Consider the following 11,530-nt stretch of genomic DNA (forward strand, 5'->3'; position numbering starts at 1 on the left):
TGCTGCAAAGTTAAGCGATCGCTCAAACAAATTGTGAGAACAAGTTCTCCGAATCGGTTTCTAAACCTTGGAACTTATGTAGATATCAACAAATTAGTGGTATCAAAAACATTAATTAGTGATTAAGAACTCTAACAATATAATAAGTTTTGATAATTTTTTGCGAATATTGATATTTTTTAAGATTTCTCTGGGCAAAAGACCTTGTAAGTATCTAGATATTTAGGGAATTTGCACAGGGAAAGTTGGGGTGACATGAACAATAGAGCAAACCAAAGGCATGAAGAACATCATGTAATAAAATATTTCTGTATATTCAACCGAATGTTGATTTTCGTTGCAGAGATATTTATGTTACCCAGCCTTGTAGCTGGAGAGGTAATACTGCGGTTGTTCCAAAATTTCCAGCGTCCCAAACTTTCCTCGGTAAGACTTAGACACTCATCGGTGAAAACTCAAGCTGTTCCTCTACCTGACAATGAAGCAGAAAGGCTTAAAGCGCTGGCGGACTACAATATTCTAGATACCCTACCCGAACAAGCATTTGATGACCTAACTGCTATTGCTGCCTACATTTGTAAAACTCCAATTGCTTTAATTAGCTTAGTTGATAGCGATCGCCAATGGTTTAAATCTAAGCTTGGACTAAAAAGTAGCGAAACACCCAGAGATGGGTCTTTTTGCTCCCACGCCATTCTGCAACCAGATGATATATTAGTGGTTCCCAACGCCCTTAAAGACGATCGCTTTAATAACAATCCCTTAGTCAAAGGTAATCCCAAAATTCGTTTTTATGCTGGTGTCCCTTTAATAACGCCTGATGGTCTTCCAATTGGGACATTGTGTGTTCTAGATACCATTCCTCATCAACTAAGTTACCAACAGTTAGATGCACTGCGCCGCCTAAGTCGTCAGGCGATCGCTCAAATGGAACTGATTCAGGAAGTTCGTAACCGCACACAAGCAGAAATCGAAGGAAAACAGTTATTGCTGACTGATGAACTAACAGGTTTGTATAACCGACGTGGTTTCTTTCTAATGGCTGCACAGCAGTTGAAAATTGCTCACCGCATGAAAGTGTTTTGCTGGGTTATGTTCATTGATTTAGATGGACTAAAACAGATTAACGACACCCTTGGTCATGACATGGGAGATGCTTTGATTATTGATGCTGGTCGATTACTTAAGCAAAGTTTTCGGAACTCAGATATTGTTGCCCGTTTGGGTGGGGATGAGTTCATTGTTTTCATCTATAGCTACTTTAAGGACGCTGATAGTATCCAAGCGCGTCTACAAAAAAATATCGCTAACTTTAATCAACAGCAAAACCGTATCTATAAACTTTCGATGAGTATCGGCATAGAACGTTACTCACCAGAGAGCAATATGTCACTAGAACAACTAATCGCCAGGTCTGACAAATTAATGTATGCTCAAAAGCGTCTCAAACGGCAATCTCTTACATAAAACATCCCATTAAATAACAGTCTTTAACTACGAATTACGAACTTGTACTGAGCGTAGTCGAAGTATTACGAATTACGAATTATTTTAATTTACCACCTGGCTGCCATGACTGCGGGGATCATCTTGATTCGCCGTTGGTGCTACTGGGGCTGAAAACTTCGAAACTTTACCGCTAGCTTGAGCATAAGGGAGAGAGGAACCAGTAACCAAAGCTTCTAAATTACTAGCCATAATCGTTCGGGGTTGATCGCCGATCGCTTGGGCTATGGTTTCTCCTTGCTGACTCAAAAATACAAAATGGGGAATCCCATCTACCCGATATCTCAGCATTTCCGGCAGCCACTTGGTATTATCTACATTCAGCATGACAAAATTCATCTTGTCAGCATACTCTGTTTCTAGTTGAGTGATATCTGGGGCCATTTTCTGGCAGACAGTACACCAATCAGCATAAAACTCTACTAGAGATGGTTTGCCGTTGCTGATTGCTACTTCTAACGGTGTGGAAGTCTCGCTTAACTTGGCTAGAGTTGCCGAGGTTGTTTCAGTTCGTAATCCTAAGACGAGGGAAACACTAAGTGCGATCGCTACCATTACAATTAAGAAGTTTCTCAGACGCTTCCCGAATGTAGATTCAGGTTTTTCGGGAGAATTAACAGGTGAATCAGTACTCATAACAGCAGAATTATTAAAACTTCTTAAGCAATTTCTTCTTTAGTTTAGCTGACTCCAGGCACTCTATAATTTCTCTATCTTTGGAAGCTTGAACTGGAAATTGGGCATAAGACACAAGAGGCAGAGGAGCAAAGAGGCAAAGGGGAAAGAAAGACTTACTGCTACTTCTCCTCTGCTCCCCTGCTCCCCTGCTCCCCTACTTCCCAATTCCGAAGCGCCTATTTACTTCACTTACAAAATTGCTCCAGTTTCTTTCAAATAAACCCGCGTAAATGGTTCATCTTCACCCAAAGTATAATCTTCAATCAACCCTTTGCGACGAATAGAAATATCGTTGCCTTTTTTAATCACCACAGTCGAACTATCGAAAACATCCCGCACCAAAATCATTTCCGTTTCGGTGGGATTATCCAAAACTACGATATTACTATTTTGGTAAAATATGCCTTGTTCTTCGAGGATTTCTTCAGGATACTCGGCAATTAGCAAATCAAGTTTGGGATGACGCAGCAAAGTTTGAACATTACTGTTGTAATCTTTGCTTAATACTTTTTTCGAGCGATTCACAAAAACGGCGTCACGACAAACAGCACCTATTGTCAAGTTGGAATTTTGCAAAAGGATATGGTCAATCGTTGCTTGCAGTTCTTCAACTGAGATTTTGTTAAAGGTAATGATTGGTATCCTGGCATCTGTACCCGACTCAAAAAAGGTTTCTAAAATATGAGAAGGTACATCAACACTTTCACCAACAGAAGGTTTAAGATGCATTAAAACGCCTGGTGCAGCATTGATTTCCAGGATGGCAAAGTTACTGGATTTCCAAGATTCTGCAAGACTTTTGGTAATAACATCAATCCCCAAGCAAGTCAGTTGGAAATGTTGGGCAATATCTTGCGCCAAGATAATATTGTCATCATGAACTGTCGGAGTTGCATCGATGCTCATACCTCCAGCTGAAAGATTGGCAACTTTACGCAGGTAAACAGTGCGTCCTTTCTCAATCACACTGTCTAATGATAAGCGCTGTTCTTCTAGGTAGAGTTCCATCGCTTCATCGATCTGAATTTTACTCATCGGCGAGGTTGGCGTATCTAAACGTGCAGGTTTGCGGTTCTCTTGGCGAATTAACTCTGCAAGTGTTAAATACCCATCACCCACAACTGATGCGGGACGGCGTTCTGTGGCGGCGACGAATCGACCATTGACACACAACATACGAAAATCCGATCCTGAGATGCTTTTCTCAACAATTATTCGGGTTTGCTGATTTTCGGGAATCGCTGCTAGTGAACGATTATAAGCAGAGATCAGTTCTTTTGAGTCTTGCACATCAGCCGTAACGCCAATTCCTTTGTGACCTACCACTGGCTTAACTGCCACTGGGTAGCCAATTTCTCTTGCTGCTGCCAAGGCTTCTTTTTCGGAAAAGACAATACTACCTTCAGGCACTGGGAAACCTAAGGTTTTCAAAAATGCCTTACAATCATCTTTGCGGGTAGTAAACTCCGAATCTAGATGGCTATCACAGTTAAATGTGGTTGCTACCCCCCGGACATGTTTTTTTCCTAAACCGTATTGCATCAATCCTTCTTCCCACAGATAAAAGGCGGGAATACCTTTCTCATAAGCTGTTCGCAATAGAGCGTAAACCGTGGGGCCTCCATAGACAGATGCGCGAAATCTATCTTGCAGTCTTACCAGCTGCTCATCAAAGGGAAAGTCTTCGTCTTGGGTAATAGCTTCAAACCAATCCCAAACAAAGTAAATTACCTCTCTAGTTGTGCGTTCATGTAGTGATTGGATGCTAATCCGCGTGAGATTTGGATATGGCTTCACACTCCAGCGGTTAAGGTGTAGATCCATGTCCAATTTTGCGGCTTCGGACACAACTTGGGCAAAGAGATGGGCATAAGATTCGTAGGTTTGATCGCGAAGATTTGGATAGCGATCGCCAATGCTGGCAATATAATCTTCAATGGGCAAAGGCTCTCTAGAGTCAATTAGAGCAAAATCAAATACTAGCGCCCCTACATTTAAATAAGGGTTGGGGCCAAGGTAATGCTTGAAGTTGAAAATATCGAATACATCCGTTCTTCTAGCATTAATGCGGACTAATTCACTGCTTTTTTGTAGAACCATTGATTGCGAACCTTCGGCTAAACACCCTGAATTTTTAATGCTGAGTTATAGTTACTCAGACTTATTGATTGTAGATTGACTCAAGTTAATTTTGGAGAGTGATGGCTTTGGCACTGAGCTAATCAGAACCCACGTTAACTCTATTACTAAGCATTTTTAACTATCTTAAGGCATAATTAAATATTCAATCTTCTGCCAGGAACCAAGAACAGTCAATTCATCCTCATGAATTATTAAAGATATAACCTTTGAAAGGTGCAACACTCATCCAAAAATTGTATAAATAGATGTGGGGCATTAAAAAGACAGTATAAAAAGACAGCAAAGTATGAATAGCACACAAGCTGCTCTAAGAGATGAAATTCGAGAACTAGCTGACGAAGCTTTTCACCAAAAGCTGATCTCTGGGCATGGAGATGGCGCAGACATGAATGAATATCAAATTGTCTACCAAGGCAAACCCAGGCATCTCCCACTCGAACAAGCACGTTTTTTCTTAACTAACTTGCTTTACAGAAGTCGGGTTCATTAGGACTTGCCATCAAATATCTATTTGCATCTAGCTAGGGTCAATACCAATTACTCACATCGCCCGATAAATCTCCAATCGACCATTAGCAATATAGCGAAAAATGCCTCTAGAAGTATTTTCTAGAGGCAGTTGATGTTGTAGATTTTATTTAGTAAATGGAAAATTAGATAATTTTTCAGAAAAGTATTTTGGTCTAATTGCCATGTCTAACGACAAGCTGCTTCTGTACGTTCCCTGCGGGACGCTTACGCGAACGCGCAGCGTGTCGCAGAGAGACGCTTTGCGTAGCTTGCTTTTCCATAGGGGTATACATCTACGCAAATGTTAACCCTACTTTTATCAAGTAATCTATCAAAGGGATGATTTGATACATTGAATTGTCATGTTTTAGTGAAATTTGTTAACTCAAATCCCAGGGGGCATCATGGTTGAAAGTAATATCAAAAAGCAATTAGTAATTATTGGGGGAGCCGAAGATAAAGAGGGTGATTCCGTAATTTTGCGGGACTTTGTAAGACGCGCTGGAGGTACAAAGGCATATATTGTAATTCTGACAGCAGCCACAGAACTACCAAGAGAAGTGGGAGAAAATTACATCAGAGTGTTTGAGCGCCTGGGAGCCGAAACTGTTCGCATCATTGATACAGAAACCCGTGAAGATGCAGCTTCATCTACCGCATTGGAAGCTATTAATAAAGCAACTGGGGTGTTTTTTACAGGGGGAGATCAAGCTCGTATTACCAACATCCTCAAGGACACCGAAATCGATGCGGCGATTCACAAACGGTTCTCTGAAGGCGCAGTTATCGCAGGCACAAGTGCCGGAGCTGCTGTGATGCCAGACGTAATGATTGTGGAAGGCGACTCGGAAACACATCCTCGGATTGAAACTGTCGAAATGGGCCCAGGTATGGGATTTTTACCAGGGGTAGTAATTGACCAGCATTTTTCCCAACGGGGACGCTTGGGACGTTTAATATCAGCTTTGATACTACAGCCTGCTGTCTTGGGATTTGGTATTGACGAAAATACCGCTATGGTAGTGGTAGATAACCAAATTGAAGTGATTGGTGAAGGTGCGGTTACGATTGTTGATGAATCAGAAGCTACATATAACAATATGGGCGAAATTTTGAAGGATGAGTCTTTGGCGATTTGTGGCGCAAAGCTTCATATTTTGCCACATGGCTTCAAATTTGACCTGAAAACTCGTCAGCCTATCCTGAATAATGGCTCTGTACCAAATGGCTCTCAATCACTTGCTTCAATTAACACTTAACTTTTAGTAAGTGTATTTAAACTGAAAGTTTTATTGAACAGAATTCAGAAGTCAGAATTCTGAATTCTTCTTCAATTAATTGCTGTAATATCCCCTGTCTCAACCTTTGATAGGCAGGGGATATCAAAGCGCTTCAAAACCTGAGTTTAAGCGAAATAAAGTCTGCGTAGTAGTTAGGTTTTTAACACTCTGGTATAGCAAAGAGTGATATTTAAAATAACCATCTTCACCAAAGTAAGGTAGAAAGAATATCAAGGCGATTTCGTTAAACTATAAAAACTGTCAGAACGAATCTGACTGCCATTTCGCCAAACTTCAACTCTTTGCGGAGTGACTAAATAATAAAAACTACCATTATCTGCTCGATATCTGTCTTTACCAATATTCAAAGCTACTATCTTTATAGGCTTGCTTGAGGCTTGCTTCAATTGCCCAATATAAAATAATTGACCATTTTCTTCACAGACTTTTACACGAGAGCTTATAGTCTCACCTTCAATAAGACTAATTCCATTGCATTTCGTATCAGTGCTTACAGGTGCAAAATCTACGGGAATTGTCTGCTGTAAGGGTGAAACTTGATTTGCTACTGGGGGTGGCGAGACTGGGCGGTTCTGGTTATCCACTGGCTGAACTTTAGAACCGGAGCCAACACTTGCAGTTACCGATGTCAACAAACGAAGGGGGTCAACTGCTATTCGAGCATTTGGATGAACTTCAAAGTGCAGATGAGGTGCTGTACTATTGCCTGTAGATCCCATCTCGGCAATCATTTGACCTTGAATGACCTGTTGACCCTTGCTCACCAACAAATGGCGATTGTGGCCATAGACAGTAGTGCTGCCGTCGAGATGTTTAATAGTTATGGCATTTCCTAATCCCCAATTATCCCAACCTGCTTTAACAACTGTACCGGATGCCGCAGCAACAACAGGAGTTCCAGACGCCCCTGCAATATCAATGCCTTCATGTTGATATTTGCGGAAGCCTTGAGAAATAAACCCTTTAGTTGGCCAGATTAAGTTAGAAGTAGGGATAGGAGTTTGCCCAATTGGGGAATCGTCTGCCAATTGTGTTAAGGCAGATGTAGGTGTAGTTAATACAGCGCTTAAGGATATTAACCCAACTAGTCCATAAGTACGGTATCGATAAATTATAGATTTTTTCATAAGTTGCAAGTCTATTAGAACAATAATTCAGACACTTTCTGATTATTTGTTGTTTCAAGCTTACTCGCAAAATATCAGGAAATCTTTAGTGACTGGAGTTTAGACTAAAGCATGACAAGCGCAAAATGTAACACTATTGGTAATAGTGTTACATCTGTCTTTTTGCGATAGTTCCGCCGGTGCTTTTAATGCCAGCTTTGATGCTGATATCTAGAGTTACTGTTCTTGCCGGACAGAACACACACCCAAAGCAGAAAATTGGACCGAAAGGAGAAGGAGAAATCACCATGACCCTGACAATGACACCCACTATTACCGCCTTTGAACGATCGCCTGATGGCGGCAAGGGACTAGCGCGTGACATGCGCGTTCGCTGGGCGCTCGAAGAAGTGGGTCAACCTTACAACGTTCGTCTTGTTTCATTCAGTGAGATGAAGCAACCCGCGCACCGTGCGCTTCATCCTTTCGGGCAAATTCCAACCTATGAGTCAGGCGATCTCACCCTGTTCGAGTCGGGGGCGATCGTGTTGCATGTCGCGGAGCGCCATACAGGGCTGTTGCCAGACGATGCGAATAGTCGAGCGCGAGCGATCGCATGGATGTTTGCCGCACTTAACACGATGGAGCCGCCAATCGTCGATCGGGAAATGGCCACGTACTTAGAGCGCGATGAGACCTGGTACGAGCAGCGCCTGCGTGTCCTCGAAGATCGCATCCGTAACCGACTGGGAGAACTTTCCAGTCACCTTGGAGATGCCGACTGGCTCGATGGCGCATTCAGCGCAGGCGACCTGATGATGGTGGAAGTGCTGCTCAGGTTGAAAGACTTGGGTATGCTGGACGACTATCCGAATCTCTCTACCTATGTCGCCCGTGGCGAAGCGCGGCCCGCCTTCAAGCGTGCTTTCGCCGCTCAATTAGCGGTTTTCACGCGTCAGCAACCGACTGGCTGACTAGCGCAAAAGATAGATATAATATCATGTCCGGTTAAAGACTTATCATTAAGACCGCAGAGGCGCAGAGGTGCAGAGGGGAGGGGTTTTTGGGCTTTCTGCATAGATTTAGGAATTAGAACTAATTAGTCGGACATGATATAACACTATTGCCCATAGTGTTACATCGAAAGCTTGTCCGCTTAATTACTTATTAAATCTGAAGAACCCCACCCTGCTAAAGCTACGCTTTCTCTCCCTTTGCTGCAAGCAGCTTCTTGAATTAGGGTTAAAGTATTTTATTTGTTTGTAGTGAAAAAATGGGTGAGTTAAACTTGCCTAACCCACCCGATAAAACTAAACAGTAGAGAAATTAGCCATTAAAAACGCGACTGCGCCACTTATTCAACCGGGCTTCCCCAATTGTCGCAGATCGTCGAGCATCAGCAATTTGCTCTTGCAAAGCTGCAATCTGTTTTTCTTGGGCGTCAGCTTGCTGTTGCAAAGATGTATATTCGCCTGTGGTGGTGGGCACACTAGAAGACTGCCAACTACTACTAAATTTTGTTGTCCCAATGTTGGCAAATGGTCGTAAGTCTGCTAATTGTTGTTGCAAAGTTGCAATCTGGCTTTCTTGCTCTTTAATTTTTTGCCGCAAGCTTTCCTCGGCTGCTGTGGAAGCTGCAATAAAGGTATTAACTGGAGTAGTAGTTTCTGACTTGGGCTTGAATATTTCAGCCAGCAATGCACTAATATCCGTGAGTTTCTGTCTACCGTAAGGAGCGTTGGTAATTAGCGATCGCACCAGTTGAGGTTCATTATTATTTGCTAAGTTCTTATCGCTGCTAGAGTTGCTCCGCAGCAGTTGTAACATATTGGTAAATTCCAATATCTTTTTGCCCGTTTGAGTTTTATAACCCCGGTAATATGGCACTATATTCTCGCCAAAGGCATCTAGATACTCGTCGCTATCAAGATAAGAATCAATATCCGCCTCAAAACCCTCCTCATCTAAAATGTTGCTGTGATGTTTAGTTTCGGAGTAGTCATCGGGAGCGCGGCCTAGCAGGTGCTTAAAGTTAAGTTCAATTGCTCGGTAGCGGTAAACGTTATCAAAAAATCTGGAGCGATATAACTCTGATTTGGCAACTTGACGCACAAACTCACGCACATCGATTATGCCTTGCTTGAGTTGAGATTCTGGAACTACAAGCCGCTCACTTTCCATGATGTAAGCATTACCCAACACTTGCCGATAAACTGCCCGAATTACAATTTCAATGTCATCAACTGAAGCAGTATTCCACAGTTCGATGGGTTCTGTTTGGGGAAATGCTTGATATTGGCGTCGTCTGGTTTCTTCGTCTAAGAAGGTCTGCATCGTTGGTTTATTGTGGGTAAAAGTAACTAATTTGTCAAGTAAAATACAATTTCTGTAGCAGGATGGCAATACTAAAATGCAAAGCCATAACAGTCCCTACTTAAGATTTACTAATTACTGGTTATTGATATTAACTTATCAACTTTTGGGGATTTTTTTAGTTACATTTTCTAACAAACTTAGACGGCTAACTATTAATAACTAACAGCTAATCACAATGAGAAATTAGCAATTAGACACTAATAATTAGCCGTCAACCCCCTTGGGGAGTATTTAAAATTCAAAACTTAATTTTGAATCAGAGTATAAACGCCTGTCAGAATAATTTCTACAGGATAGTAACTCTCAAGCACGCTCATCAAATCTAGTGTAGAAACCACCGTATTTTATCCAGTATTGTTTCAAAGTATGATGAGGTGTATGTAAACTAGCTTTTGCCTGATATAGAATTACTTGGCGATGATCGCCCATCCAAATTTTGTTAACCGGGTCAACGGATATTACTGTTCCTCCTAAAGAAGCAACGCACTCAGAGAATCTCTCAATCGTTGTATATTCTAATGTCTCGAATATAAAAAAGTTACCCGAACAAATCAAGTGACGGCTGCGAATCCAGCAGCGCATCTTTTTTTCAGCCAGTGGAGGCAACATTTTGGTTTTAACAGATTCAAGCTGAATCAACATAATGCGCTCACCGCACGTAATTCATCAGCAAAACTTTCCCGTTTTTCAAATTGTAATGGGCCAGCGGTAGATCCCCATATTTGCTTATGGGTTTCAATATCCATACCTTTATCTAGACTTATCCAAGTACGCTCGGTTATTTCTACTTCGCTGACAAGATATGTCTGGCATCCATTGCGTTTAATCAGACATTGATTGCCTGGTTCCACACTACCTCGAAACATTTCACCTTCTCGTTGGAAAACCATTGAACAGTGATAACGCCGTTCGATGCTTTCTGGGGTGATGGTTTTGAGGATATCTAATTCACGAGCTGCACCTGCATAAAGCATCTGATCTTTCAAGCTGTAATTTTCGATATAAATGCGATCGCCCAAATCGACTAGTCGATGTACTCCTTGACGATAGGGTGTCCATAAATCGTGGTCATAAGCTTGTTCAGAATAGAAACCGATACCAGAAAAAAATTCAATCGGTAAAGGACGAAAATAAATGTGAATGTGGGCGTAAAGTTGCGGATTTGCAAAAGATTGCTTGTAGTTGCTAAAATCTCCTGCCATCCAACAGGCTAAGGTGAGCAAATCGCTAGCGTTGGTGCTAGATTCGCTGGGCGCTATCGTCACGTCGCTTCGCTCCAAATTCAAAATTCAAAATTCACACATTACAATCCCCATAAATAAATTTAGGAGCTTGTATCCTTTTATGTTTTAACCTGATATTTGCTAATTGGTTGAACTTGACAAAGAGCGAATCTCTGAAGAAAAGGAAGCTGTTGTCACACCTTTACCATCACTGGTTTTAATCGTCGCTACTCGAAATCGGAGATTTGGATTAGCAAACCAAATTCGCTCCTCAGCAGCAGCGAGTTCATACTCTGTGAGCAGGGTAAAAATACCATCATCGCTCAAATGATATTTAGCTACTGCTGGAATTGTTTCAGCGTAACCCTTATCCCGCAGGAGTTTTCCTCTAGAAGGATTTTCGACATCGGGAATTGGTACTAGTACAGTACTGCCAGAGATTGGTTTATCGTCCCAGTCTGACTCACCTTCCCAAGTCATCCGAAAAGGGTGAGTGATACTGCTTGGTTCAGTGTTATACAATTGACAGATTGCTACCACCGCTGGATCGTTGGTGGATAGAGACTCAATTTCAATGTTAGACAATACCTCTTCAAAGTGGGCAAATGCTAAATGATGAGCGCTACGCTGCGATCGCCATCGTCCAATTGAAAGTTCAAAAAATTCAGTAATTTCCATTAGAAAAGCG

11 protein-coding genes are annotated in these 11,530 nt (G+C 41.9%); 4 read left to right on the plus strand and 7 right to left on the minus strand.

Going from position 1 to position 11,530, the window contains the following annotated elements:
* The first annotated feature begins 255 nt into the window (after positions 1 to 255).
* Positions 256 to 1,467, plus strand: a complete 1,212-nt coding sequence (locus AC1F2U_RS12305) for a sensor domain-containing diguanylate cyclase (protein ID WP_480261367.1) — start codon at positions 256 to 258, stop codon at positions 1,465 to 1,467.
* 84 nt (positions 1,468 to 1,551) lie between these two features.
* Here AC1F2U_RS12305 and AC1F2U_RS12310 read toward each other — a convergent pair whose 3' ends face one another.
* A complete protein-coding gene (locus AC1F2U_RS12310; RefSeq protein WP_094348983.1) occupies positions 1,552 to 2,142 on the minus strand; it encodes a thioredoxin family protein in 591 nt (196 codons plus the stop codon).
* A gap of 231 nt (positions 2,143 to 2,373) precedes the next feature.
* On the minus strand, positions 2,374 to 4,284 hold the full coding sequence (locus AC1F2U_RS12315; RefSeq protein ID WP_480261368.1) for an ATP-binding protein: 1,911 nt from the start codon (positions 4,282 to 4,284) through the stop codon (positions 2,374 to 2,376).
* Positions 4,285 to 4,612: 328 nt separating this feature from the next.
* On the opposite strand from AC1F2U_RS12315, the gene AC1F2U_RS12320 reads away from it, so the two are divergent.
* A complete protein-coding gene (locus AC1F2U_RS12320) occupies positions 4,613 to 4,816 on the plus strand; it encodes a hypothetical protein (protein ID WP_094348985.1) in 204 nt (67 codons plus the stop codon).
* A gap of 424 nt (positions 4,817 to 5,240) precedes the next feature.
* Positions 5,241 to 6,095, plus strand: a complete 855-nt coding sequence (locus AC1F2U_RS12325) for a cyanophycinase (protein WP_480261369.1) — start codon at positions 5,241 to 5,243, stop codon at positions 6,093 to 6,095.
* A 251-nt stretch (positions 6,096 to 6,346) separates the two neighbouring features.
* On the opposite strand, the gene AC1F2U_RS12330 is transcribed toward AC1F2U_RS12325, so the two are convergent.
* On the minus strand, positions 6,347 to 7,264 hold the full coding sequence (locus AC1F2U_RS12330) for a M23 family metallopeptidase (protein ID WP_480261370.1): 918 nt from the start codon (positions 7,262 to 7,264) through the stop codon (positions 6,347 to 6,349).
* 287 nt (positions 7,265 to 7,551) lie between these two features.
* Between AC1F2U_RS12330 and AC1F2U_RS12335 the strand changes: the two genes are divergently transcribed.
* Positions 7,552 to 8,217 (plus strand): glutathione S-transferase family protein, encoded by a 666-nt coding sequence (locus AC1F2U_RS12335; RefSeq protein ID WP_480261371.1) that lies wholly within the window; start codon positions 7,552 to 7,554, stop codon positions 8,215 to 8,217.
* 352 nt (positions 8,218 to 8,569) lie between these two features.
* On the opposite strand, the gene AC1F2U_RS12340 is transcribed toward AC1F2U_RS12335, so the two are convergent.
* The 4 genes from AC1F2U_RS12340 to AC1F2U_RS12355 form a co-directional block, all read right to left on the minus strand.
* Positions 8,570 to 9,577 (minus strand): phycobilisome rod-core linker polypeptide, encoded by a 1,008-nt coding sequence (locus tag AC1F2U_RS12340; RefSeq protein ID WP_480261372.1) that lies wholly within the window; start codon positions 9,575 to 9,577, stop codon positions 8,570 to 8,572.
* Positions 9,578 to 9,922: 345 nt separating this feature from the next.
* Positions 9,923 to 10,261 (minus strand): CpeR family transcriptional regulator, encoded by a 339-nt coding sequence (locus tag AC1F2U_RS12345; protein WP_099102916.1) that lies wholly within the window; start codon positions 10,259 to 10,261, stop codon positions 9,923 to 9,925.
* The gene (locus AC1F2U_RS12350; protein ID WP_480261373.1) at positions 10,255 to 10,884 is read right to left on the minus strand and encodes a CpcT/CpeT family chromophore lyase; all 630 of its coding nucleotides are present in this window, start codon (positions 10,882 to 10,884) and stop codon (positions 10,255 to 10,257) included. The genes AC1F2U_RS12345 and AC1F2U_RS12350 overlap by 7 nt, the downstream gene beginning before the upstream one ends.
* A 99-nt stretch (positions 10,885 to 10,983) precedes the next feature.
* Positions 10,984 to 11,520, minus strand: a complete 537-nt coding sequence (locus AC1F2U_RS12355) for a phycobiliprotein lyase (protein WP_480261374.1) — start codon at positions 11,518 to 11,520, stop codon at positions 10,984 to 10,986.
* Positions 11,521 to 11,530 lie beyond the last annotated feature (10 nt).

The sequence above is a fragment of the Nostoc sp. LEGE 12454 genome (assembly GCF_056620565.1).

Coding starts and splice junctions, on each gene's coding strand:
- AC1F2U_RS12305 (WP_480261367.1), top strand. CDS start 256: ATGAACAATAGAGCAAACCAAAGGCATGAAGAACATCATGTAATAAAA.
- AC1F2U_RS12310 (WP_094348983.1), bottom strand. CDS start 2,142: ATGAGTACTGATTCACCTGTTAATTCTCCCGAAAAACCTGAATCTACA.
- AC1F2U_RS12315 (WP_480261368.1), bottom strand. CDS start 4,284: ATGGTTCTACAAAAAAGCAGTGAATTAGTCCGCATTAATGCTAGAAGA.
- AC1F2U_RS12320 (WP_094348985.1), top strand. CDS start 4,613: ATGAATAGCACACAAGCTGCTCTAAGAGATGAAATTCGAGAACTAGCT.
- AC1F2U_RS12325 (WP_480261369.1), top strand. CDS start 5,241: ATGGTTGAAAGTAATATCAAAAAGCAATTAGTAATTATTGGGGGAGCC.
- AC1F2U_RS12330 (WP_480261370.1), bottom strand. CDS start 7,264: ATGAAAAAATCTATAATTTATCGATACCGTACTTATGGACTAGTTGGG.
- AC1F2U_RS12335 (WP_480261371.1), top strand. CDS start 7,552: ATGACCCTGACAATGACACCCACTATTACCGCCTTTGAACGATCGCCT.
- AC1F2U_RS12340 (WP_480261372.1), bottom strand. CDS start 9,577: ATGCAGACCTTCTTAGACGAAGAAACCAGACGACGCCAATATCAAGCA.
- AC1F2U_RS12345 (WP_099102916.1), bottom strand. CDS start 10,261: ATGTTGATTCAGCTTGAATCTGTTAAAACCAAAATGTTGCCTCCACTG.
- AC1F2U_RS12355 (WP_480261374.1), bottom strand. CDS start 11,520: ATGGAAATTACTGAATTTTTTGAACTTTCAATTGGACGATGGCGATCG.